The 24,615-nt window shown below is 35.8% G+C and carries 21 protein-coding genes, 1 riboswitch and 1 other annotated feature (1 of these 23 only partly in view); of the genes, 17 read left to right on the forward strand and 4 right to left on the reverse strand.

What is annotated here, in order from left to right:
• Positions 1-23 precede the first annotated feature (23 nt).
• The 9 genes from ACQKM9_RS12415 to ACQKM9_RS12455 all read left to right on the forward strand — a co-directional run bounded on the left by ACQKM9_RS12415 (position 24) and on the right by ACQKM9_RS12455 (position 9,524).
• Positions 24-950, forward strand: a complete 927-nt coding sequence (locus tag ACQKM9_RS12415) for an ABC transporter permease (RefSeq protein WP_427734655.1) — start codon at positions 24-26, stop codon at positions 948-950.
• A 3-nt stretch (positions 951-953) separates the two neighbouring features.
• Positions 954-1,895 (forward strand): ABC transporter permease, encoded by a 942-nt coding sequence (locus ACQKM9_RS12420; RefSeq protein ID WP_427734656.1) that lies wholly within the window; start codon positions 954-956, stop codon positions 1,893-1,895.
• 13 nt (positions 1,896-1,908) lie between these two features.
• Positions 1,909-2,955 (forward strand): ABC transporter ATP-binding protein, encoded by a 1,047-nt coding sequence (locus tag ACQKM9_RS12425; protein ID WP_427734657.1) that lies wholly within the window; start codon positions 1,909-1,911, stop codon positions 2,953-2,955.
• Complete coding sequence (locus ACQKM9_RS12430; protein WP_427734658.1) at positions 2,948-3,898, forward strand: ABC transporter ATP-binding protein; 951 nt, start codon at positions 2,948-2,950, stop codon at positions 3,896-3,898. Before ACQKM9_RS12425 ends, ACQKM9_RS12430 begins: the two co-directional genes overlap by 8 nt.
• Positions 3,899-3,924: 26 nt before the next feature.
• The gene (locus tag ACQKM9_RS12435; protein ID WP_427734659.1) at positions 3,925-5,553 is read left to right on the forward strand and encodes a peptide ABC transporter substrate-binding protein; all 1,629 of its coding nucleotides are present in this window, start codon (positions 3,925-3,927) and stop codon (positions 5,551-5,553) included.
• A gap of 213 nt (positions 5,554-5,766) precedes the next feature.
• The gene (locus ACQKM9_RS12440; protein ID WP_427734660.1) at positions 5,767-6,090 is read left to right on the forward strand and encodes a DUF3899 domain-containing protein; all 324 of its coding nucleotides are present in this window, start codon (positions 5,767-5,769) and stop codon (positions 6,088-6,090) included.
• A gap of 49 nt (positions 6,091-6,139) precedes the next feature.
• On the forward strand, positions 6,140-7,957 hold the full coding sequence (locus ACQKM9_RS12445; protein WP_427734661.1) for a S9 family peptidase: 1,818 nt from the start codon (positions 6,140-6,142) through the stop codon (positions 7,955-7,957).
• 112 nt (positions 7,958-8,069) lie between these two features.
• The gene (locus tag ACQKM9_RS12450) at positions 8,070-9,374 is read left to right on the forward strand and encodes an amidohydrolase (RefSeq protein ID WP_427734662.1); all 1,305 of its coding nucleotides are present in this window, start codon (positions 8,070-8,072) and stop codon (positions 9,372-9,374) included.
• 18 nt (positions 9,375-9,392) lie between these two features.
• A complete protein-coding gene (locus ACQKM9_RS12455) occupies positions 9,393-9,524 on the forward strand; it encodes a hypothetical protein (protein WP_427734799.1) in 132 nt (43 codons plus the stop codon).
• Between the two features lie 89 nt (positions 9,525-9,613).
• Here the strand turns inward: ACQKM9_RS12455 and ACQKM9_RS12460 are convergent, their stop codons facing one another.
• Positions 9,614-10,438 (reverse strand): EcsC family protein, encoded by an 825-nt coding sequence (locus ACQKM9_RS12460; RefSeq protein ID WP_427734663.1) that lies wholly within the window; start codon positions 10,436-10,438, stop codon positions 9,614-9,616.
• A 449-nt stretch (positions 10,439-10,887) separates the two neighbouring features.
• Here ACQKM9_RS12460 and ACQKM9_RS12465 point away from each other — a divergent pair, with 449 nt between their 5' ends.
• From ACQKM9_RS12465 to ACQKM9_RS12475, 3 genes are all read left to right on the forward strand, one after another.
• The gene (locus ACQKM9_RS12465) at positions 10,888-12,153 is read left to right on the forward strand and encodes a M48 family metallopeptidase (RefSeq protein ID WP_427734800.1); all 1,266 of its coding nucleotides are present in this window, start codon (positions 10,888-10,890) and stop codon (positions 12,151-12,153) included.
• 260 nt (positions 12,154-12,413) lie between these two features.
• On the forward strand, positions 12,414-13,223 hold the full coding sequence (locus ACQKM9_RS12470; RefSeq protein ID WP_427734801.1) for a YitT family protein: 810 nt from the start codon (positions 12,414-12,416) through the stop codon (positions 13,221-13,223).
• Between the two features lie 799 nt (positions 13,224-14,022).
• A complete protein-coding gene (locus tag ACQKM9_RS12475; protein ID WP_427734664.1) occupies positions 14,023-16,314 on the forward strand; it encodes a bifunctional metallophosphatase/5'-nucleotidase in 2,292 nt (763 codons plus the stop codon).
• 377 nt (positions 16,315-16,691) lie between these two features.
• Here ACQKM9_RS12475 and ACQKM9_RS12480 read toward each other — a convergent pair whose 3' ends face one another.
• Positions 16,692-17,951 carry an MFS transporter gene (locus ACQKM9_RS12480; protein ID WP_427734665.1) on the reverse strand — a complete coding sequence of 420 codons (1,260 nt, stop codon included), beginning with the start codon at positions 17,949-17,951 and terminating at the stop codon, positions 16,692-16,694.
• A gap of 330 nt (positions 17,952-18,281) precedes the next feature.
• Between ACQKM9_RS12480 and ACQKM9_RS12485 the strand changes: the two genes are divergently transcribed.
• Positions 18,282-18,890: a histidine phosphatase family protein gene (locus tag ACQKM9_RS12485; RefSeq protein ID WP_427734666.1), complete on the forward strand. Its 609-nt coding sequence runs from the start codon at positions 18,282-18,284 to the stop codon at positions 18,888-18,890.
• A 257-nt stretch (positions 18,891-19,147) separates the two neighbouring features.
• Positions 19,148-19,798, forward strand: coding sequence for an SIMPL domain-containing protein (locus ACQKM9_RS12490; protein WP_427734667.1), 651 nt, complete (start codon positions 19,148-19,150; stop codon positions 19,796-19,798).
• 154 nt (positions 19,799-19,952) lie between these two features.
• Here ACQKM9_RS12490 and ACQKM9_RS12495 read toward each other — a convergent pair whose 3' ends face one another.
• Positions 19,953-20,795, reverse strand: a complete 843-nt coding sequence (locus ACQKM9_RS12495; protein WP_427734668.1) for an aldo/keto reductase — start codon at positions 20,793-20,795, stop codon at positions 19,953-19,955.
• The gene (locus ACQKM9_RS12500) at positions 20,767-21,984 is read right to left on the reverse strand and encodes an MFS transporter (RefSeq protein WP_427734670.1); all 1,218 of its coding nucleotides are present in this window, start codon (positions 21,982-21,984) and stop codon (positions 20,767-20,769) included. Before ACQKM9_RS12500 ends, ACQKM9_RS12495 begins: the two co-directional genes overlap by 29 nt.
• Before the next feature lie 167 nt (positions 21,985-22,151).
• Between ACQKM9_RS12500 and ACQKM9_RS12505 the strand changes: the two genes are divergently transcribed.
• The 3 genes from ACQKM9_RS12505 (at position 22,152) to ACQKM9_RS12515 (ending at position 24,451) form a co-directional block, all read left to right on the forward strand.
• A complete protein-coding gene (locus tag ACQKM9_RS12505; protein ID WP_038191115.1) occupies positions 22,152-22,517 on the forward strand; it encodes a winged helix-turn-helix transcriptional regulator in 366 nt (121 codons plus the stop codon).
• A gap of 178 nt (positions 22,518-22,695) precedes the next feature.
• Positions 22,696-22,773: riboswitch (ZMP/ZTP riboswitch) on the forward strand.
• 65 nt (positions 22,774-22,838) lie between these two features.
• Complete coding sequence (locus tag ACQKM9_RS12510; protein WP_427734671.1) at positions 22,839-23,894, forward strand: NCS2 family permease; 1,056 nt, start codon at positions 22,839-22,841, stop codon at positions 23,892-23,894.
• A 17-nt stretch (positions 23,895-23,911) separates the two neighbouring features.
• Entirely contained in the window at positions 23,912-24,451 is a 540-nt protein-coding gene (locus ACQKM9_RS12515) for a phosphoribosyltransferase family protein (protein ID WP_427734672.1), read from the forward strand.
• Between the two features lie 89 nt (positions 24,452-24,540).
• Positions 24,541-24,615 (forward strand) — a binding site (T-box leader) (it continues 166 nt past the right edge of the window).

The following is a 24,615-nucleotide window of genomic DNA, read 5'->3' on the forward strand; positions in this document are numbered from 1 at the left end:
TTAGAACGGGGGTGTAGATAGGTATGTATATTGTAAAAAGATTTATGACAATGATTCTTACCATTTGGGTCATAGCTTCATTAACATTTTTTATCATGAATATGATTCCTGGAGATCCATTTGCATCAGATGCAGATGTACTACCTAAAGAGGTAGTAGAAAATATGAGAGCTAAATATAACTTAGACGAACCGGTACCAGTGCAATATGTCCTGTACTTAAAAAATTTAGTTATGTTGGATTTAGGACCATCCATTAAATCTGAATCACGTACCGTAAATGACATTATAGCATCCGGATTCCCAGCCTCTGCTACGCTCGGAATTCAAGCGATAATTGTTGCGCTCGTCTTTGGACTCTTACTAGGGATTGTCGCAGCATTAAATCATAATAGATTACTCGATAATGCAGCCATGATCTTTGCTATCATCGGTATATCGGTACCTAGTTTTATATTATCGCCATTGCTTATCAATATTTTTTCAGTGAAATTGGGAATTCTTCCTGTAGCTTCATGGGGCACTTGGCAACATTCTGTTCTCCCTACTTTAGCACTTGCAACTACACCGATAGCGGTTGTTGCTAGATATATGCGTTCTAGCATGCTGGAGGTAATGAACCAAAACTATATTAAAACGGCGGATGCAAAAGGATTATCTACTTTTAAAATTGTGCTTAGTCACGGAGTTCGAAATGCAATTTTACCGGTTGTAACCTTCATTGGTCCATTATTTGTCTCATTAATCACAGGTACATTTGTTATCGAAAAAATATTCGCAGTACCAGGTATAGGTAAATACTTCGTGGATAGTATATTTAATCGTGATTATCCCGTCATCATGGGGACAACCGTGTTCTTCAGTACAATCTTAGTTGTCACTTTATTTTTAATCGATATTTCTTACCGTTTTATTGATCCAAGAATTAAGCTGACTAGCAAGGGGGATTAGCAGATGGTAAAAGTATTGAACGATTCTATGTTTCGTCCAGTAGATCCAAGTAAGCTGCAGACAGATGAAATTCAACGTCCTAGTTTAGGCGTTTTTAAGGAAACTCTCCTTAGTATCCTTAAAAATAAATTAGCTATAATAGGACTTTTTCTTTTAGTCGTAATTATCTTTTTAGCACTTTTTGGACCATCAATGGTTCCATATAGTGGCTCCCAACAAAATCTAACGAATGTCAATAAAGCGCCATCAGGAGAGCATTGGTTCGGAACAGATAACTTAGGTCGTGATATGTGGAGTAGGACGTGGCAAGGTGCACGTGTATCTTTAACTATTGGCTTTATTGCAGCGATTGTAGATTTAGTTGTAGGCGTAGTAGTTGGTGGGATTTCTGGTTATATGGCAGGAAGGGGAAAATTTGGAGACCGCGTTGATAGTTTGCTAATGAGAATTGTAGAAATCTTATACGGAATTCCTTATTTACTCGTAGTAATCCTTTTAATGGTTATTATGGAACCAGGTATAACCACTATAATAATAGCTTTATCTATTACTGGTTGGGTTGGAATGGCGAGAATTATTAGAGGACAAATTTTACTGCTAAAATCCCAGGAGTATGTTTTAGCTGCTGAAAAACTAGGTACTTCTCATGTCAAAATTATTACGCGTCACTTACTACCAAATACTATGGGAATTATCATCATTAATTTAACATTTACGATACCTACAGCTATTTTCGCAGAAGCCTTCTTAAGCTTCTTAGGACTTGGTGTACAAGCTCCTTTTGCTAGCTGGGGAACGATGGCTAATGATTCGCTTGGGGTTATATTAAGTGGCCATTGGTGGAGATTGTTTTTCCCTGGATTCATGATTGCACTGACGATGTTTGCATTTAACGCCTTTGGTGATGGAATACAAGATGCACTCGATCCAAGAGCTCGTAAGTAGGAGGTACAAAATAATGAATCATTTACTAGAAGTTAATAATTTAGAAATAAATTTCAAAACATACGGTGGGGAAGTAAAGGCAGTAAGAGACGTCTCCTTCCATGTTGATAAAGGGGAAGTAGTGGCCATTGTTGGTGAAAGTGGCAGTGGAAAAAGTGTCACTGTCCAATCTATCATGGGACTAATTCCAACACCTCCAGGCATTATTAAAGGCGGCAGTATTAAATTCCAAGGAAAAGAACTACTAAGAGCATCAAAAAGAGAAATGAGAAAAGTAAAAGGGTCCAAAATCGGCATGATATTTCAAGATCCAATGACTTCATTAAATCCAACAATGATTGTTGGTAAGCAAATAGCTGAAGGACTCATTACTCATCAAAAATTATCTAAACAAGAAGCCAAAAAGAAAGCGATAGAAATGATTAAGCAGGTAGGGATTCCAAATCCAGAGGAGCGTTACAACCAATTCCCACATGAGTTTAGTGGAGGTATGAGACAACGCGTAATGATTGCAATTGCACTTGCTTGTAATCCGGAATTACTTATTGCAGATGAGCCAACAACAGCCCTCGATGTAACTATTCAAGCACAAGTTTTAGAGTTAATGAAGAAATTGCAAAAGGACACTCAAACATCGATTATTCTCATTACTCATGATTTAGGTGTTGTGGCAGAAACTGCTCAACGAGTAATGGTAATGTATGGAGGGATCATGGTTGAGAGTGCAACCGTTTTCGATTTATTTGAAAACCCGAAACACCCGTATACTTGGGGGTTGTTAAACTCGATTCCAAACTTAGAAGGAAATGAGAAAAAACAATTAATACCTATAGAAGGCTCACCACCAGATCTTTTTTCTCCTCCAAAGGGATGTCCATTTGCACCACGATGCAAGTATGCAATGGATATCTGTTTAGAAGAAATGCCAGGAGACTACCAAATTGATGAATCGCATTCTGCACGATGCTGGCTAAATGATTCTCGAGCACCCAAAGTGGAAATACCTTTTGCTCTAGAAAAGGATAAAACAGTTACAGTTGGGGGTGAGAGTATTGACTAAGAATTTAGTAGAAATCCAGTCTTTGAAAAAATATTTTAAAATTAAATCAGATGTTACTGTTAAATCAGTTGATGATATCTCATTCTACATCCGAAAAGGTGAAACGTTTGGTCTTGTTGGAGAGAGTGGAAGTGGTAAGTCTACTTTAGGGAAAACACTAGTAGGACTCCAGGCAGCATCAGATGGAGATATAATTTACAACGGTCAAAATATTAAACAATTAAATAAAGAAATGAAAAGAAATGTGAATAAAGAAATGCAGATTATTTTCCAAGATCCACATGCATCCCTAAACCCTAGAATGCGAGTGGGCGACATTATTGCTGAAGGAATCGATGCCTATAAGCTTTTTAGTGGCAAAGAGCGTACAAACCGAATTTATGAATTATTAGAGCGTGTTGGTTTGAGTCCCCAACATGCTAAACGCTATCCACATGAATTTAGTGGGGGGCAAAGACAACGAATTGGCATAGCTCGCGCATTAGCTGTAGAACCAAAATTTATCGTTGCAGATGAGCCTATTTCAGCACTCGATGTTTCTATTCAGGCACAAGTTATTAATCTATTGGAAGATTTAAAGGTATCTGAAGATTTGACATATCTATTTATTGCGCATGACCTAGGCATGGTAAAACATATTAGTGATCGAATCGGTGTTATGTACTTAGGTAAGATGATGGAATTAAGTAATAGTGACGATATGTTCACAAATCCATTACACCCATATACACAGGCATTATTATCAGCTATACCGAAAACAAATCCACGAGATGCGAAAAGAGAGCGAATTGTCCTTGCTGGTGATCCACCAAGCCCGACTAATCCACCTAGTGGTTGTCGATTCCGAACAAGATGCCCACATGCGATGGAGGTATGCGCATTGCAAGAGCCGCAGTGGAAAGAAGTAGAGAAAGAACATTGGACGGCTTGTCATTTATATTAATTAAAAAGAAAGAAGGGGGAAATAAAATGAAAAAATGGTTGTTGTCATTACTTTTAGTGTTAGTAACAAGCTCTGCTCTGGCAGGGTGTTATGGTGGAGGAACAGATGATTCATCCAAAGGAGATAAAACAGACAAAGGTAGCGTGAAACAAGAGATTGTCGTAAATGCGAGTAGTGAACCTCCAGCAATTGACCCTGCTAAGGCAACAGATACGACTTCTGGTTGGGTATTAGATCATATTTTTGAAGGTCTTTATACTCGTGATAAAGATGGAAAGCCGGTATTAGGAGCAGCTAAAGATGTGAAGACATCTGATGATGGAAAGACTTATACGTTTACTCTCCGTGATGACGCAAAATGGTCAGATGGTTCCCAAGTTACTGCAGGTGACTTTGAATATGCTTGGAAAAGGGTTTTAAATCCCGAAACTGGCAGTGCGTTTTCATTTTACCTTTACTATATTAAAGGTGCAGAAGAATACAACAAAGGTAAAGGTAAAGTGGAGAATGTTGGGGTAACTGCTGTTGATGACAAAACTCTTGAAGTTCAATTGAATGCTCCATTAGGTTACTTTGATAGCTTACTTACATTATGGACATTCTATCCAGTTCAACAAAAACTGGTTGAAAGTAATGATAATTGGGCTGCAGATGCAAACACATACATTAGTAATGGTCCATTTAAGATGACTGAATGGAAGCACGAAAGTAATGTAGTGATTGAAAAGAACAATGAATACTACGATAAAGACGTAGTGAAATTAGACAAAGTTACTTTCAAAATAGTAAATGAAGCTACAACTTATTATCAAATGTTCAAAACAGGTGAATTGGATTTAATCAGTACATTACCAAGTGATGTACTTGCAACTGAAAAAGATAATGAAGATTATCGTGAAGTACCTTACTACGGAACGTATATGTATATGTTTAATGTCAAAAAAGAACCGTTTACAAATGAAAAAGTTCGTAAAGCTTTCGCAATGTCAATCGACCGTAAAGCTTTGACTGAAAATGTAACATTAGGTGGAGAAACACCAGCATTTGCAATGGTTCCTGAAGGTGCAGAAACTCCAGAAGGAGATTTCCGTAAAGTTGGCGGAGATTACTTTGAAGAAAATGCTAAGGAAGCTAAAAAGCTGTTAGCAGAAGGTATGGCTGAAGAAGGCTGGAGTAAGCTTCCAGAAGTTACTTTACTTTATAACACAGCTGAAAATCATAAAAAAATTGCAGAAGCAGTACAAGAAATGATTGATCAAAACTTAGGTGTAAAACTTAAACTAAGTAACCAAGAGTGGGGTACTTATTTAGAAACAACAAAACAAGGGAATTTCCAAATGGCTCGAATGGGATGGATTGGAATTTTCGTTGATCCAGTTGTAAATCTTGATTATTATCTAGGTGACAGCCCTAACAACCGTACAGGATGGGTAAATAAAGAATATGATTCTATTATTGCTAAATCCAAAGTGGAACAAGATGTAAACAAACGCTATGAACTTTTGCATCAAGCGGAGAAAATTTTGATGACGGATATGCCGTTTATGCCGGTGAATTTCTATAAATATAATTACTTAACAAATCCTGACTTTGAAAATATCGCCTATTATGTGAATAGATTTCCTCAGTTTAAATGGGCAGAAAAAACGAAATAACACGGATTATTCATAAAATAAGAGTTTAATTGATTAAGTCCCTTCGCCAGCAGTTTACAGAAGAGAGCGTAAGCTTTTCTAAGCAGACATGGAATTGTAAGGGACTTTCTCTTTTTTTCTTATAGCTAAAAGAGATTCAAATAAATACGAGGTGATAGGATGAAAAGATTTTTTATACTTACAAGTGTTCTGTCCATGCTTTGGGGAGGAATCATGCTGCTCTTAAATTGGACACTAACTGAATGGATTAACTACACATTTCTTTTCGGTTTAGCCGCTGCAATAATATCAGCTTGTATTAATATCTGGCAAACTAGATTCTTCAATATGTTTACTAGGGGGTTTCGATCACTAGGGCATTTTATAATTCCTATGAACAAGTCTAGATCACTAGAACGTGCAAATCAGCAGCTTGCTAATGATGCAAATTTAAATCAATTTAAACAAAAAATAGCCCAAGTATTGTTTTTCTCGGTTGCTAGTTTAGCTGCGTCTTCAATTTTTGTTAGCATTATTGGATTAATTATTTACTATTAGCTGAAATACATAAATATAGATTCTATCTATAAAAAGGAGACTGAAAATAATGATAAGTTCAGATCGAATTTTATCTGAGTACTTAAATGTCCGTGGAGGATTCCACCCTCAAGTCCTCACAAATCAACAAGCTATTACCTTTATTTCTAAAGAAACTGGTATTCCACAAGTTTGGAAGTGGGATGTGACAACAGCAGAAATTCAACAATATTCAGAACTACCAGACAGAGTTTTAGCGGCATACCATTCTCCATCAGGAAAGCAAATGATCGTTGGTATAGACGAAAAAGGAAATGAAAAACAGCAATTTCACTTATTGAGAGAAAAAGACTTGTACGCAGAGGAACTTGTAGTATCAAAAGAACATTTTCACCTATTTGGTGGCTGGTCTCCTGACGAAAGTAAAATTGCTTTCACAAGTAACCGACGTCATCCTGGTTACTTTGATGTATTTATCCTGGATGTGGAGACTAAAACAGAGGAAGTCGTTTATCAGGTAGATGGCAATTGTACTCCTATAGCTTGGACAAAGGATGGGGAGCATTTAATCATTAGCATGCCTGAAACAAATATTGATCAATCTTATTACATATTAGATTTAAAAAAGAAAGAGCTTTGTAAACTCTTTGAAGGGAATCCTTTAGCTAGATATCAATCGCTTCAGCAGAGTAATAATGGGGAGATTGGATTCATCCTAACTGATGTAGGTCAAGATACTTTAGGCATTCACCAATTTAATTTTAAAGAATCTTCTCATCTACAGGAACTTCTGACATTCGAAAAATGGGATATTGAAGAAATTAAATTATCCCCAAATAATTCTATCCTAGCGTTTACTACAAACGAGGGAGGAGTCTCACTTCTTGGAATTTATGATTTAACTAATCAAAAGCATTATTATATAGAAGGCGTTCCAAGCGGAGTAGTGGAATCTCTAACTTGGCTAAATGATAAAGAACTTTACTTTGGACTAAAAAGCCCAATACTCCCTGGTGATATTTGGAGAGTATCTTTGGATGACAACCAAGTAGAACGTGTCACATTCATTGGCGAGGCTAAGGAAGTACAACACTTGTGGCAGCAACCAGAGCTTTGTACATTCTCTTCTTTTGATGGTTTGGAAGTACCTTACTTTTTATATGGTAAGAAAGAAGAATCTCAGCCGGTAGTAGTGTATGTTCACGGTGGACCTGAGTATCAAATACGTGCTGAGTATAACCCTGTGATTCAGTACCTAGCAGCTAATGGCTTTGCAGTAGCAGCGCCGAATGTACGAGGAAGTATGGGGTATGGACGAAAATATGTGAAATTGGATGATGTACGAAAGCGTATGGATTCTGTAGCGGATTTAAAATGGCTAGCAAATGATTTAGTAAATACGCATGGTGTCGACCCCGAACGAATCGGAATTATGGGACGTAGCTATGGTGGATTTATGGTTTTAGCTGCCCTTACACATTATGCTGATATTTGGGCGGCAGGAGTGGATATTGTAGGAATATCCCATTTCAAATCATTCTTAGAAAATACAGGGGATTGGCGCAGAAAATTACGTGAATATGAATATGGTTCATTAAAAGATGATGTTGATTTCTTTGAAGAAATCGCACCATTAAATCATTCCGATAAAATAAAAGTACCCTTACTTATTTTCCACGGCAGAAATGATACTCGAGTTCCTGTTAGTGAAGCCGAACAGCTTACGGCAGATTTAATAGAGCAAGGTAAGCAAGTAGAACTTATTATTTTTGAGGATGAAGGTCACCAAACGGAAAAAATCGAAAATCATATAAAAATGAATACTGAAATTGTCCGATTTATGCAAAAGTTTCTAAAGGTGCAAGAAGTCAATATTAATTCTTTGTAGCACAAATATGAGGAAGTTGTGTTGCAGGTAAGCTTTTTTGTTCTTTTCCTAAGTTAACTATTTTTGTTTGAGTAGGACATATATCTAATTATTAGTCTAAGGAGTTTGGATGATGAAACTATTTACAACTACTTCTAATTTAATTGAGCAAATGGTTGGGTGGAGAAGGGATTTCCATCAGTACCCTGAGACAGGCTGGACTGAATTTCGAACAGCTTCAATAATCGCACATGAATTGAGCATATTAGGATTTCAAGTACAGGTAGGAAAAGAGGTTGTGTCAGAAGAAAGAATGGGTGTACCTTCTGATGGTGAATTAGCAGGTTACTATGAAACTGCCAAAAGTAACGGTGGCTACTTAGAATATATGGAAAAGATGGTTGGGGGATATACAGGCGTTGTTGGTACACTTAAAGGAAAGAAAGCAGGTCCAACGATTGCTTTCCGATTTGATATGGATGCGCTAGATATACTAGAAAATGATGAATTTACACATCTTCCTAAACAATTTGATTTTCGCTCAAAATATGCAGGGAAAATGCATGCTTGTGGACATGATGCCCATAGCGCAATTGGTTTAGGCTTAGCAAAAGCTCTTGCAAATAATGTGGATCAAATTGAAGGTACTATAAAAATCATTTTTCAACCAGCTGAAGAAGGTGTACGCGGAGCAAAGTCGATGGTCGCTGCTGGAGTTGTAGATGAAGTGGATTATTTTTTAAGTATGCATGTAGGAATAAATGTGCCATTGGGTACAGTGATAGCTGGTGCAGATGGTTTTTTAGCTACAACTAAAATAGATGCAAAATTTACTGGGAAAGCTGCACATGCGGGGGCTGAACCTGAAAAGGGGAAAAATGCTTTACTTGCTGCAGCTTCTGCAATATTGGGTCTTCATACAATTACACAGCATAGTGATGGTGCATCACGTATCAATGTTGGAACTTGTATATCAGGAGATGGACGTAATATTGTACCAGCTCATGCCTCACTAAAATTAGAAACACGTGGTGAAAATAACTCGGTTCATACTTATGTACATGAGCAAGCACTATCAGTTTTAGAAGGTGCCTCTAAAATGTATGGAATTGAGCTTTCTTACGAAATAGTTGGCGAAGCTAAAACGTGTTCTTCTTCCGAAGAATTAGTTGATTTAGTTAGCCTTGCAGCTAAAGGTATTGATGGTGTAGAGGAAGTTCTGTTGCGAAGTAAGTTTGCAGGTGGTTCAGAGGATGCAACTTATATGATGGATCAAGTTCAGCGACAAGGTGGACTTGCAACATATGCAATTTTTGGTACAACATTAGCGGCTGGTCATCATCATGAAAAATTTGATATTGATGAAGCTGTATTTCCAATCATTCTAAACACGTGGTTAGAAACAATTGAACGAATTTATCAATCTCAATGTAATTAATTTTGAAGCTCGATGGCGATGATGTTAAGAGGTTTTGGTTCGATGGCACCGAATCGTAGCGAAGAGGATGCACGCCTAGGATTTAGAGCTGTCGCCGCAGGAATGTTGGCTTTATTATTAAGCGCTGCCGTAGCAGGCATGTTCTTATAATTAATAGTACTGATTTAAAAAGAAACCAAGGATTTTAAATAGAGTGTAAATAATTGTATGCTAGACCTTGCCCATTGATGGGTAAGGTCTTATGTTTTTTCAATGATGATTAAGTCAATTTCATCATACCCCAACTTTTCAATTATCCTTCTCTTTCTGTATAGCATTTTGCTTGCTTCCGCTATATCATGCACTGCTGATCGATTTATGAATGCACCGAATAGTAGACCGGCAATCGGAATCATTTGAAACAGCTTCTTCCAACCAAATTGATCTCGGTAAGAATACACGACTTCACGCCAACCTTGCATTTCTGATAGAACCTCTCGTTTTGCTGATTCATCTTCGTCATCAAACATGGATAATTGGGAAAGGATTGCTTCCTTACCAACAATGTCAGAGGAGATAAATTGAAGACATTTTACAATAAATAAACGTTCTTTTTTATCATTTGGATCATAGCCATAGCAGATTGCGATGTCTTGTATAGTTTTTAACTGTAAACCTAATAGGAGAGGGATATCAATTGATAATGTGAAAATACCTCCAATGCCGGTTCCAGCTCCTTGCAGTGTGGCTAATTTTTTTCTGTTTTTAGTCAGCCCATCTACTGCATGATCCATCTTAGAGGTAGGAAGGGTTTTCACATCCTCAATCGTTTGTACCTCTAATTCTGGATAATACGAAGGGATTTTAGAGACAGAACTAAGGTAGTTTCCGCCTGTTTGAACATATTGTCCAAGCTCGTCCAGTAGAATTCCAATTCTATCTTGAATGAACTTAGGTGTCCATTTATCAATAAGCTTAAATGGCAACCGCCCAATTTTCTCGAAAAACCATAAATCATTTTGATCTTTTTCCCAAGCTTCTACCTTTTTCAATTCTTCTATTAACCATTCCCTTGAATCATCCACTCGTAGAATCGCCTCTTTCTTTTGAATACTAGTAATACGTATATGTTAAAGCAAAGTTTCACTTCTAATGAGAGGAACAAAAAAGGTATCAGTCTATGAATTTCTTCATAGCTCGATACCTATTATTTTTCATTAATAGATTTTGCGTTTTTATTAATTTGTTATAACAGAGCCTAAATAAAAGTAGATATATAAAATTGTTAAACTTTTGAAAAATGAATATAATTACTTTCTCATTTCTAATATCAACAAATAAAAACATGATTTTGCCCGTATTGGGGAAGAATATTCTTATAAATTCTTTCAAAAAAGAATAATGTTTGTTGCAGAATTTTATTTGTTTCTGTGCTTAGCTAATCTTAATAAAGCTTTAACATAGAAATCTGTTCTATCTTTGTCGTTTTAGATTACACTTATTGTAGGGCGAACTGAACAAGGGAGTGAACGACATAGCAAAAAAGTGGGGAATATCAGCTCTATTGTTATTTGGTGTGTATGCTTTAGCAATGTATTTTTATATTTTTCATAGTGGTGGTGGCACTATACCAGCCGCTTTAAAGGGAACAGTCGCTGATCCAGCGGTATTTATGACCGAGCACGAATTGCTTTTAAGTGGAGAGTACTCGAAAATTAGGAATTTCCTCTTTTTTGTAGCGACGCCGTTTGAATGGCTCGTCTACTTCTTAATATTGCTTGTAGGGCTATCTTTTATGTTAGAAAAATGGTCAGCAGCACTTTCCAAATGGACAATCGTAAAAAATGTAATTTATCTATTTTTGTTATCACTGCTTACGTATATTGTATTATTTCCAATGGACTATTATAGCTTTTCCTTAAGTAAAAAGTATGGAATTAGTAACCAAAGCTTTTCTTCTTGGATGAGGGATGGAGTGATAGACTTTTGGGTTAACTTCGGCATGACTGCAATAATTGTGTTGGTTCTTTATTGGCTCATAAAGAAAAGTACCAAGAGATGGTGGCTATATGCCTGGCTGTTAACAATCCCTTTCTCTATTTTTATTATGTTTATCCAACCGGTCGTAATTGCACCGTTATATAATGATTTTTACCCGCTGAAAAATAAAGAATTAGAGACAAAGATTTTGGCGTTAGCTGAACAGGCAAATATTCCAACTGAGCATGTGTTTGAAGTGAACATGGCGGAAAAGACGAATGCTCTGAATGCGTATGTTACTGGTGTTGGTAGTAATTCGAGGATTGTGCTGTGGGATACTACATTAAATCGTTTATCAGATAAAGAAATTCTATTTATAATGGCACATGAAATGGGACATTATGTAGAGAAACACATTTATTTTGGTATGGTTGGTTATATCTTCATGACGCTTATTGGACTTTGGTTAACATCGAGGATTATGACTTGGATTATTGCAAGACATGGAAGGGTATTAAAAATAAAGAAGATTAGTGACATTAGTTCGCTTCCATTGTTTTTACTGATTACATCGGTTTTATTATTCGCATCAAGTCCGCTCTCGAATTATTTTTCTAGATATCAGGAATCAAGAGCTGACCAGTATGCAATAGAGTTAACGGGGGATAAAGAAGCAGCGGTGACGGCGTTTCAAGAACTCACGAAATCTGGATTAAGTGAAGTAAATCCGCCTTTGCTTGTGAAATGGTTCAGATATACACATCCTCCAATGTTAGAAAGAATTTATAAAGTTGCCGCTCAAACTAATGTTGAAGAGTAATGAAGGCTGTTTATGAATTGTTCATATATCTATACTTGTGAACAATTCATGTTGTTACTGCTGGGTTGTAGTTATTCCTATTTTTCAGAAAAAACTATTTAATTTTTTATTCGTTAAAACTCAACTATAATATAATTCTATTGCGCTTTTGACATGGTCACCGAGTTTAGATTCGGAAGCGTTAATATGAAATGTTGTGTGAATTTTTTAAAATGAATAAAGAAATGGTAGCACAGGATTATTTGGTAGGGAGAGTAACTATGCGCAATATTTTTATAATTACAATGGGTTCTATTTTAGTGGGATTTGCTTATAACTTTTTGTTGATTCCTCATGAAATTCTTAGCAGTGGATTAAGTGGAATTGCTATCATGCTTGGTCTGATAACGCCTTTCAATACAGGTATTTTAAACTTTTTATTAAATCTTCCTTTACTTATTATAGGTGTAATGAAATTAGGTAAACGGTTTATTGGATATACGATTCTTTCAGTACTAGTACTTTCAGTTAGTTTATACGTAATTCCTGTTTATCAAGTAACACATGAGCCACTTCTTGCCGCACTTTTTGGTGGGGTTATTACAGGAATTGGTATTGGGGTAATTTTTAAAGCTTCAGGATCATCAGGTGGCTTCGATATTATTGCAATGCTTCTAAATAAGAAAAGAGATTTTCCTCTTGGAGCGATGATTTCTGCGATGAACGCGATCGTAGTAATTATTTCTGGCTTTGTATTTAGCTGGGATGCAGCTTTATATACACTTGTAGCGATTTATGCGACGGGTAAAGTAATTGATACGATTCATACAAATCACATTAAACTAACTCTGATGATTATTACGGGTAAAGGTGACGAAGTGAAAGAGAAATTACTTGCGGATCTATATCGCGGAGTTACAATTATGGATGGTGAGGGAGCTTATACTGGTGAGGGTAGAAAAGTCCTTATTACTGTTATCACTCGTTATCAATTATCAGAAGTTAAAGAAATGATTACTGAAGTTGATCCAAATGCGTTTGTGAACATTACAGAGACAAAAGAAGTTATAGGGATGTTCCATCGTGGATAAGAGTTAGTAAATATAGAAGCAGTTATCTCAGTAAATCATTTAATATGATATGAGGTAATTGCTTTTAATTTTTGGATAGAGGAAAAAATACAGACGTGTTAGATTTTAATACCAGCTATATTATTAGACAGCTGTATTTTTTAGGCAACCTCGATATGTTACTGAACATGATAAATTAAAGTGTCTATAGAAGGAATGTCATTCCTTCAATAGACACTTTTTTTTGTAGACGTTCAATAGTTTTTCTAGTTAACAGGTCTGTTTACTTTATTTTGATATAAATCTCTATTTCAGGTGAATCTTCGAATAAATCTAAACTCTCTATTTCGCCCTAAATGGTCGAAAAACGCCAGTATGTCTAAGCTCTTGGGAATCAAGAAGGTCGAAATGAAATGATAAAGTTTTTAATGGGCTCATTCCAAAATCAAGCAGTAGTAATAATTGGGGAGATAGGACAATTTTTCATTTAGCATATGATGGTGATAAGACATTTGTAGTAGCTATATCTACAGTTAAGCAATCTATTAAGAAAAAATACTGCCTAGCGAATTACTAAAATAATAAACTACTAATTTAAAAAAAGAGCTGCAATTTGGTATCTTATGTTTGAGCTTATATGAACAAAGCTGTCATATTAAAAGTCATATTTTATAGAAAAATGTAAATTTGATAATAATTTAAGAATATTATGTATTTTAGGTAACAGAATTATATGAATTTATATATAATGATAGAAGGTAGAGTCATCTATTTTGGATTGTACAAAACCAATATAAGGATAATTTAAGGAGATGTTTAAATGGCGAAACATAATTATAAATTTGTAAAACCAGCTGCATCATTAATATTAGGAGCAACAGTTTTAATAGGATCTCTTGCTACGTCGGAATCAGTAGATGCTGCGTCTTCAAAATATCAAGTTTTTAATAGTAAATTAGTAGTTAAAGAAACAGGTAAAACTGTAAAAGGATATAAGCAATTTAATAGTAAACTTTATAAAGATGGCAAACTTTATACAGGATTAAAAGGCGGTATTTATTATAAAAACGGTAAGAAGGGCACTGCTAAATACAAAGGTGTCTATTATTCAAAGGGCAAGGCTTTTACAGGGGTAAAAAGCAATACCTATTATAAAAATGGTAAGGTAGCAACAGGATGGTATGGAAAAGATAGTGCTCAAATCTATTATGTGAAGGGAAAACCATTAACAGGAATCGGTGCTAATTCAGGTCGATACTTTAAAAAAGGTAAACTCAGCACAGGATGGTATGGCGATGGAGCAAAACGTACTTATTATGTCCAAGGAAAACCATTTACAGGTATTGCAGAAAAAACAGGTCGTTACTTTGTAAAAGGTAAGTTAAATGTAGGTTTAGCAATTTATAACGGAAAATTATTTAATGGTGAAAAGTTAAATACAGGAGTCATTCAATATAAGAACGTTTGGTACAAAGATTCTACAATTGCGAACGGTAAAATCACAACTCCGGATGGCAAAGAAATTAATGTAGTTGATGGCATAGAGAAGAACTTTGCATTATCAATCATGCACACGAATGATACGCATGCTCATTTAGACAATGCAGCAAAAAGAACAACTGCCATCAAAAATATTAGAGCTAAAAATCCAGATGCATTATTACTAGACGCAGGTGATGTATTTAGTGGAACACTATATTTCAATGAATTCAGAGGACAAGCAGACTTAAAACTGATGAATTTAATGGGCTATGATGCTATGACTTTTGGAAATCACGAGTTCGATTTAGGGTCAAGTCCAGAAGGGCATCAAGCATTAGCAGACTTCATTAAAGGAGCAAACTTCCCATTCATTAGTGCTAACGTAAATTTCTCCGCAGATGCACGTTTTACAGGTCTCTTTACAGATTTAATTTCAAGTGAGCCTGAAAAAGGAAAGATTTACAATGGAATTGTTAAAGAAATAAATGGTGAAAAAGTTGGGATTTTCGGATTAACAACTGAAGAAACAGTAGATATTGCGAGTCCAGGAAGTATAGCGTTTGAAAATTATATTACAGAGGCTGAAAAAGCAGTAAAAGCATTTGAAGGTCAAGGCGTGGATAAAATTATTGCGCTTTCACATATTGGATATGATGATAATGCAGCGGTAGACAATGATTTAACATTAGCTGCAACTGTAAAAGGCATTGACGTCATCGTTGGCGGACATAGCCATACAGAATTAAAGAAACCAGTTATTGTAGACCAAGATATTAACAAGCAGAAAAAAGACCCAACTGTTATCGTCCAAGCATACCAATTTAGCGACTTTTTAGGTACGTTGGATGTAGAGTTTGATACTAAAGGTACAGTAGTGAAATCTGATGGCGAGCTTATTGCATTAAAAACTTTAACAGATGATCCAGAAGCGGTTGCCATATTAAAACCATATTCTGATAAAATTGCAGAAGTAAACAGTAAAGTTATCGGAGCAGTAGCAAAAAGTGAACTAGAAAACCCAAGAAAAGATAATTCAGCAACTGACAAGATTAGTGTACGTAGCAATGAAACTGCACTTGGTAACATCATTACTGACGGTATGCTAAGTAAAGCTAAGACTAAAAACAAAGATGTTATTATGGCGCTTCAAAACGGTGGTGGTATTCGAGCTGGTATTAATGCAGGTGAAATTACTGTCGGTGAAGTGATTACAGTACTACCATTTGGTAATACATTAGCAACAATGACTTTAACAGGTGCTGATTTAAAATTAGGATTCGAAACGAGTTTTAAAGAATATCCAGCAGAAAGCGGCGGCTTCCTTCATGTTTCTGGTGCTAAAGTTGAATTTGACTCAAGCAAGCCAGTTGGTCAACGTGTAGTTTCCATTAAATACAAAGATGCAAGCGGCAATTACATTGCAATTCAAGACGGTGAAAACTACACTGTAGCAACTAATGCCTTTACTGCCAAAGGTGGAGACGGCTACGACGTTTTCGCCAAAGCATATGCAGAAGGTCGAGTAACAGATCTAGGACTTTCAGATTGGGAAAACTTAGCAGAGCAGTTAACATCACTAAAAGAAATTAACCCAACTACAGAAGGTCGAATTGTAGATATTGCAAAGTAATTTAATACCAATCGGCAAAAAAATATGAATTTCATGTTAGGTTAACCAATTAATATAATGTATCCTCATGATAGCTTTAAATTGGGGGGACTTTTAAGCTATAACTATCTTATTAAATTACAATCAATATAGTTAGCTTAGAAATCATACCTATTAGCGCACAATCTCAATAGCTTACATTTTCACTTTGTATGAATAACTCACTTTTATGATCATAGAAAAAGCACCTCCGAAATGAATTTTGGTATCTATACCCGAATTCAATCGAAGATGCTTTTTTTATTTGTCTATATCTTAGGGACAGTCTCTATCCGTCTAAGACACTCTTGTGGCATTGAACTTTAATTGAAATTTGAAAAAATATGCTGTATAACGGGTTATATCTCTTCTAATTTAGGTTGATGTTTTTTCAACATGATGACGAATAAACTAGCTATCACACACATACTACCGGCTAAAATAAAAGCCCATTGATAGGAACCAAATACTTTGAAGATAACTCCACCACCAAATGCTGCAACCCCTGCGCCAACTTGATGAGCAGCCATGATCCAGCCATACATTAAGGTGCTTTTCTTAAGACCAAATTCCCGTCTTGCCAATCCAATAGTAGGTGGGACAGTGGCAATCCAATCTAAACCATAGAAAATAGAAAAAATAACTAGCCATAAGTAAGAACCTTGAGCTAAAGCAAACGGTAAAAACAGTAGGGATATTCCACGAAGCGCGTAATACCAAAATAGCAGCCAACGATTATCAACTCGATCAGATAACCAGCCAGATAATGTTGTTCCCACTAAGTCGAATACCCCCATAAATGAGAGCATTGCCGCTGCTGTTACAACAGGGATCCCAAACCCTATGCAATAGGAGATGAAATGAGTTCCAATTAAACCGCTAGTAGATAAACCACATATGAAGAAACTTCCTGCAAGTAGCCAAAATTCTTTTAGTCTCAAGCCTTCCAAAAGTGTACCTAGTGCTAATTTAAATGGATTTTGCCGAAGAATTGGTTGTTCAGCAGATTGAACATTAATCTCCTGCCCATAAGGTAGAAGTCCCTTGTCTTGGGGGAAGTCCTTCATAAACAGAAGGATTAATAATAAGATTAATAGACTAAGAATAAAGATAAGTCCTGTGGCGTAACGCCAAGAGTATTGGTCAATGATTGTAGCTAATACCGGTAACAATATTAATTGTCCAGTTGCTGTACTTGCCGTTAAAATGCCAACTGCGAGACCACGTTGTTTCACAAACCAGCGATTTGCAATTTGTGTACTGAGTACGGTTAAGAACAATCCAGAACCTACACCGATCATGACACCCCAAATCAGTATTAATTGCCATTGTGTTTGCATAACGAAAGTCAATGCAAGACCAGTAGATAATGTTAACATTGAATAGAGCATCATTCGTTTTAAACCAAAAACCTCTACAAACGCTGCCATAAAAGGTCCCGAGAAGCCATATAAAAATAAGCTCACTGCGAAGGCAAAGGAAATGGCAGGGCGACTCCAGCCAAACTCAAGCTCAAAAGGATCTATAAAAACACCTGATGAGGACCTAATGATGCCTGCAACAATAATAGAGAAGAATGTGACTGCTAGAATAATCCAGCTATAGTGAACCTTTTTCATTAAGCATTTCAACTCGTTTCTAGTTATTAACCATGCTATTACCAGTTTCATATAAAAAATATGAAATGCTAGGTAAAAACAGTGATGAGATTAGTATGCTAAATAATAAGAATTGTCTGATATAATGTCAATAGGTTGGACTCAATTTGTTTAGTTAATAGCAATTTAAGATGTTAAATTCATTAGCAAACTGATTTAAAAATAGTCAAAAATTATTAAGAATTATGTTTTTGGAATACTGAAAAGAGAAGAGTTTTTCCAAATAATAGAACTATCTAGTAGTATATTAATTAACAATGATATTTATTATAGCTAAGGGGTGGTTATACATTGAATCAGACTATTTATTTACTTCGACATGGAGAAACTGTTTTTAATTCGCAAGGTAGGTATCAAGGAGAACTGGATTCACCATTAACAGATGATGGGATTGCACAAGTAAAAAGTATTGCTAGAGTGTTAAAGATGTATATTCAAGACCCAAAAGAGTGGGGAATTATTTCAAGCCCATTAGGAAGAGCTATGCAAAGTACTGAGATTATCTGTAATACATTAGGATTAGATGTATCAAAAGTACAGACGGATAATCGCTTAAGTGAAGTATCTGTCGGTTCTTGGGCTGGTTTAACAATAAAAGAAATTGAAGAAAAATGGCCAGAGCTTCTAAAGCAAACGGATCACTACAATTGGTATTTTAATTCACCTAATGGAGAAAGTTATGCTTGTGTTGAGGAACGAGTAACAGATTGGCTAAAGAGCATAGAAGGTCATGAGAAAATTATCGCTGTCTCACATGGGTTAACAGGTAGAATATTAAGAGGAGTATACAACAATTTAGAGAAAAATCAAGCTTTAAAATTAGAAGTATCTCAAGATACATTTTTTAAATTAGTAAATCATAATGTTGAGAGATTTAGTATAGAATATGATGAATTTTAACTGTATATCGATTCTAATTGACCATTTGATAGAGACTATTCAAAGGGACTTTTTTCTACTTCTTAAGTGAATAGTATTATCTTTTAGATTATAAGATTTCTTGAGTGTAGTGAAACTGTTATTTATGTCTTCCTTTTACTGTCATAATAAAAATCATCATAGAACTTATTCTAGTTATCTATTTGAAATCGATTAACAAGTTTTCAATGTACAATGCATAGGATTAATAATATGAACAAAACGGAAGGTGGAATTCAGTGTTTAATCCAAATGCTCATCAACTATCATGTAACTCATTTCGTGTTATAACAGTCACTGGTAACGGGAAAGTTGCCGTTCAACCAAGTTATGTGGAACTTCAAATAGAAGTGATCACAGAAGGAAAAGATGTAAGTAAAGCGCAACAGGAAAATGCAAATATCATGAATCGCGTAATACAATCTATTTTGTCACTTAACATTCCAAGGGAGAATATTCAAACTGCTGCCTATAATATTGTGCCAAACTATGATTACATCGAAGGAAAACAGGTTTTTAGAGGATATGAAGTGACTAATGCTCTTAATGTTAAAGTAAAAGATATAAGTCAAGTGGGCACTGTCATTGATACAGCTGTAAAAAATGGTGCAAATCGCGTTTCAGGAATTCAGTTTAAAATTGAAAATGGAGAATTTTATTATCAACAAGCGCTAAGTATAGCTCTCCATGATGCCCAAATGAAAGCAAAAACAATAGCCGAGACCATGCGATTACCAATGCTTCCACAACCGATAGAGATTGTAGAAGAGAGTAATGCGGGCCCTGTATTATATAAAACTGTTGCCATGGCTGAGCAGAATATCTCCACCCCAATCGAACAAGGGCAAATTACAATAAGTGCGTCATTAAGAGTCAAATTTCAGTATTAGTTTTTAGGTGTATTATCTAGCAAATTGAATAGGGAATAATGCAAAAATATAATCTTTTAATATAAATTGATTGGTAATAAAAAAGTAGATAACTAACAGCCTTAATAAAAAAACAACCCCAGATGAGTATAAATACTCTTCTGGGGTTGTTTTATTAACCTATATTAAAATTAAACTCGTCTGGGTTTGGACCACAGCGGAAATTGTCATTTAATGCATCAATTTGAGTCATTTCTTCAGTAGTTAGTTCAAAGTCAAAGACATTAATATTTTCTTCCATGCGTAACTCAGTCATTGTTTTTGGAATTGTAACAACTTGATGTTGTAAATCCCATTTTAAGACGATTTGAGCAGCAGTTTTGCTATGTTTAGCAGCAATACTTTGTAAAGTTTCATCTTTTAACAGTTCTCCGTTCATTAGTGGAGACCATGCTTCAACTTGGATGTCGTGCTCCGCACAATAATTTCGCACCTCTTGTTGTGTAAGGCGTGGGTGGAATTCAATTTGATTGATAACTGGTTTGATTTCTGTTTCTTTAAGTAAATTTTCTAAATGGTGAACTTGGAAGTTACTTACGCCGATTGAACGAACTAGACCCTCTTTATAGATCGTTTCAAGTGCTTTATATGCATCCAAATATTGATCGTGACCAGGCCAGTGGATTAAGTATAAGTCTAAATAATCTAATCCCATTTTTGATAAACTGTCATCGTATGCAGCAAGTGCAGCTTCATAATTTAAGCCTGCATTCCAAACTTTTGATGTGATAAATAATTCCTCACGAGTAACTAAACCCTCAGCAATTGCTTCTTTAATACCTTGTCCTACCATTTCTTCATTGCCATAAATTTGTGCAGTATCAATACTACGGTAGCCTTTTTTTATTGCTGTTTTAACAGCTTTTGCAAGTTCTGCACCATTTTCTACACGAAAAACACCGTAGCCTAATACTGGCATTTTGATTCCATTATTTAATGTTGTTGTTTGTAAGTTCATTTTGAACACTCTCCTCAGTTTTTTCTAGTTTGACACAGATTGCTGCTAAAAAGATAGCCCCTGTAACCATAATTCCTGCAATCCACGTTGTATGGATTAATCCCATTGACTTGGCGATAACGCCTCCTACATATGACCCAATAGCAATTCCAGCATTGAAAGCAGCAATGTTAATAGCAGAAGCGACATCTACAGCGCTAGGGACAAAACGCTCAGCCAATATCACGACATAAGTTTGAAGTCCTGGGACATTCATAAATGCAAAGAGCCCCATAAATAAAATCGTAATTAGACCAGCTACTTTATATGGTACGGTGAAGTAAAGAACAAATAATACAATCGCTTGAATCACGAACATATAAAATAATGCACGAATTGGGTTGTTATTAGCTAGTTTACCACCAATAGTATTACCAATGGCAACTGTAACGCCATAGAATAATATAATTAGAGTCACGGTTTTTGCCGAAAAACCACTCACTTCTTGCAATAAAGGTGATAGATACGTAAAGACGACAAATGTACCACCATAACCTAGTGTAGTAATGATGAACACAAGCAATAATCGGCCGTTTTTTACTAGCTTAAGTTGTTCACCAAAACCGATTTTGGTCCCTTTTTGGATAGACGAAGGTACTAAAATCATATTGGCAATTAAAGCTAGAATGCCAATCACGACTATAAATGCAAATGCCATGCGCCATCCGAATTGTTGCCCAATTAATGTACCGAAAGGAACACCTGTTATTGTAGCTACAGTTAATCCAGTGAACATAATCGCTATCGCACTTGCTCGACGATTTGCTGGTACAAGACTAGCAGCAATTGTAGAGCCAATTGACATAAATACACCATGAGCTAAAGCAGAAACTAGTCTCGCTACAAGTAATATGCCGATAGTTGTAGAGAACATGGCTATACTATTGCCAATGATGAAAATCAGCATGATTCCCAGTAATAGTTTCTTTCGAGGAATATGGGCTAGTAGAGATGTCAGTACAGGCGCCCCGATCATTACACCAATCGCATAAATAGACACAGTCAAACCCGTTACTTGAAGTGAAGTTTGTAAATCGGCCGCAATCATTGGTAGTAAACCAACGCTTATAAATTCAGTTGTCCCAATGGCAAAAGCAGTCACTGCCAGTGCAAGCAGAGCCTTTGTATTATTTTGTTGCTGTTGTTTCATAGAATCTCCTTCTTTTTATCAGTGTGCAATTACTTGCCAAATGTTCCGGAACAAATGTTATTATGGAGCATGTAAAACAGAAAGGGAAGTACGTACTTTTTTGTTATATAGGAACCTTTTAGTACCTGCAAACTAATGTTCTCTTAAATGAAAAGAGGTTATTAATGATGGAAACGAAGAAAAAATACAATATATCAGTTGAAGCAACACTTGAAGTTATCGGAGGAAAATGGAAATGTGTGATTTTATGTCACCTCACTCATGGAAAAAAACGTACAAGTGAATTGAAAAGACTGATGCCAAATATTTCGCAAAAAATGTTAACTCAACAATTACGTGAATTAGAAAATGATGGTGTTATTAACCGTATTCTATATCATGAACTACCACCAAAAGTAGAATATGAGCTAAGCGATTACGGTAAGAGTTTAGAACCTATACTGACTTCACTTTGTAATTGGGGCGAGGAACATATTGTCAAAGTGTATGGTAGTAAAGAGGGTTACTTAGAGGATAATGGATTGAATGATTAGGTATAATGAAAAATATGGCGAATATCCATAATACGGATGAATGAAAGTGATGTTCGTATTTTGATAAAATGAATTTGTTTCTTCACAATTAAAGTTCGTTATTTAATGTTAATTACATTTATTTCATAATAAAACATGTTGTATTATTCGGGTATTAGCGATAAGATAATGTATATTCCAAACTATATGTAACTGGCGTAGCATGGATAACCATGAGGGAGCATATAGAAATTCGTCGTACGTCTGGGCAGGTATTTAGTAAGCGGAATGCTTACTGAATACCTTTTTTGTTGGAAATTTTTATCGGAAAAGGTGAAAAAAGTGGATTTTTTGAAAGACATTCTAGCAGCATTAGGTGTGCTGCTAAACGGCTTACCGCAAGGATTACTAGCATTATCATTTGGTTTTGCATCTGTACCAACTGCCTTGGCATTCTTTATTGGAGCAATTGGTAACTCAGCTACAGGCTCGATTCCAGTAATATCTTATCAGGCAGAAACGATTACTGTCGCTGGGACTATGGGGAAAAATATGCGCGAGCGTTTATCGATGATTTTCTTCGGGGCAGCATTAATGACTCTTATAGGATTATTTGGTTTTCTAGAAAAGATTGTTGATTTTATCGGACCAGTTATAACAAATGGTATGATGGCTGGTGTTGGCATCATGCTCGTAAAAGTATCCCTTGATATGACAAAAAATCATAAAGCAGTGGGGGTCTCTTCATTTATCGTTGCAATTATTACATATATGGTTACAAAAGATCTAGTTTATACAATTCTTTTCTCCGTTATTATTTCAAGTGTTGTTGGTCATTTCACACAACAGGAGCAGACAGCAAAACAACCAGTGAAAGAAAAATTTGTACTACAAAAGCTAACGCTTAATGGGTCAGTCATTCGCGGGGCGCTTGCGATGGTTACGTTAAATATTGGCGCCAATATAGCTTTTGGTAAAATTAACGGATCATTAGCAAATCAAGAGGTTAATGTCGATCATTTAACGGTTATTAGTAGTGTTGCTGATATGGTGTCTTCCTTATTCGGTGGGGCACCGGTTGAAGTGGTTATTTCTGCTACAGCAAGTGCGCCACATGCAGTTTTTGCAGGTGTATTGATGATGGTTATGATGGGTGTCATTTTATTAAGTGGTCTACTACCGAAAATTGGTCGCTTTATTCCGAGCTCAACAATTGCTGGCTTTTTATTCGTACTCGGTGCAATTGTTACATTACCAGGTAATGCGACAGCTGCATTTGCTGGTGGTGGTGATTCTGCTATTGTAGGTGGTATGACGATGGTTGTAACAGCCATTTCTGATCCGTTTTTAGGTATGCTTTCAGGATTGATTATTGAATTTTTATTATCTATTTTTTAATATAAGGAGCTATTAAAATGACGAACACATACACTCTACAAGTGGCAGGTCTAGAAAGAGATTTACCAATCATTCGATTAACAGAAAATTTAAGTATTGCTAGCTTTGTTATTTTAGGTGATGCAGAACTTTTAAGAGAAGCTACACCATTATTAGTGGACAAGCTTCCTGAAGTGGATGTAATTGTAACAGCTGAAGCAAAAGGTATTCCACTAGCTTATGAAGTTACTAACCAATTAGGGTTAACTGCATATTATGTTGCAAGAAAAACTGTTAAACCATATATGCAAAATCCATTGATAAATGAAGTACATTCGATTACGACACAAGCAAAACAAACATTGTGCTTTGATCAAAAAGACGCTCAAGCTATTAAAGGAAAACGTGTTGCGATTATTGATGATGTTATTAGTACGGGGGAGTCTTTAAGAGCATTAGAAGAACTTGTTGAATTAGCTGGAGGTTATGTGGTAGCAAAAGCAGCCATCTTAGCTGAAGGCGATGCGGCTAAACGCAAGGATATTATTTTCTTAGAAGAACTACCACTATTTGATTGAGTATCCAATTGATTTTTATGCTAAAGTCGTGAAAAAACTTTTCATTGACTAATGGAAAATAATCCTATATAGTGGTAAAAATCATAATAATGAATGCGATGACAAGGATAAGAGTAGTTCATAACGGTTTACAGAGAGGGAAGGCAAGGCTGGAAACTTCCTAA

Origin of the sequence: Viridibacillus sp. NPDC093762 (assembly GCF_050279675.1) — a bacterium.
GTDB lineage: Bacteria > Bacillota > Bacilli > Bacillales_A > Planococcaceae > Viridibacillus.

Bases quoted from the DNA above. Each gene is read 5' to 3' on its own strand.
- ACQKM9_RS12500 (WP_427734670.1), bottom strand. From the start codon at position 21,984: ATGAAACAACAGCAACAAAATAATACAAAGGCTCTGCTTGCACTGGCA.
- ACQKM9_RS12495 (WP_427734668.1), bottom strand. From the start codon at position 20,795: ATGAACTTACAAACAACAACATTAAATAATGGAATCAAAATGCCAGTA.
- ACQKM9_RS12415 (WP_427734655.1), top strand. From the start codon at position 24: ATGTATATTGTAAAAAGATTTATGACAATGATTCTTACCATTTGGGTC.
- ACQKM9_RS12435 (WP_427734659.1), top strand. From the start codon at position 3,925: ATGAAAAAATGGTTGTTGTCATTACTTTTAGTGTTAGTAACAAGCTCT.
- ACQKM9_RS12440 (WP_427734660.1), top strand. From the start codon at position 5,767: ATGCTGCTCTTAAATTGGACACTAACTGAATGGATTAACTACACATTT.
- ACQKM9_RS12445 (WP_427734661.1), top strand. From the start codon at position 6,140: ATGATAAGTTCAGATCGAATTTTATCTGAGTACTTAAATGTCCGTGGA.
- ACQKM9_RS12450 (WP_427734662.1), top strand. From the start codon at position 8,070: ATGAAACTATTTACAACTACTTCTAATTTAATTGAGCAAATGGTTGGG.
- ACQKM9_RS12470 (WP_427734801.1), top strand. From the start codon at position 12,414: ATGCGCAATATTTTTATAATTACAATGGGTTCTATTTTAGTGGGATTT.
- ACQKM9_RS12420 (WP_427734656.1), top strand. From the start codon at position 954: ATGGTAAAAGTATTGAACGATTCTATGTTTCGTCCAGTAGATCCAAGT.
- ACQKM9_RS12505 (WP_038191115.1), top strand. From the start codon at position 22,152: ATGGAAACGAAGAAAAAATACAATATATCAGTTGAAGCAACACTTGAA.
- ACQKM9_RS12425 (WP_427734657.1), top strand. From the start codon at position 1,909: ATGAATCATTTACTAGAAGTTAATAATTTAGAAATAAATTTCAAAACA.
- ACQKM9_RS12515 (WP_427734672.1), top strand. From the start codon at position 23,912: ATGACGAACACATACACTCTACAAGTGGCAGGTCTAGAAAGAGATTTA.
- ACQKM9_RS12475 (WP_427734664.1), top strand. From the start codon at position 14,023: ATGGCGAAACATAATTATAAATTTGTAAAACCAGCTGCATCATTAATA.
- ACQKM9_RS12480 (WP_427734665.1), bottom strand. From the start codon at position 17,951: ATGAAAAAGGTTCACTATAGCTGGATTATTCTAGCAGTCACATTCTTC.
- ACQKM9_RS12455 (WP_427734799.1), top strand. From the start codon at position 9,393: ATGATGTTAAGAGGTTTTGGTTCGATGGCACCGAATCGTAGCGAAGAG.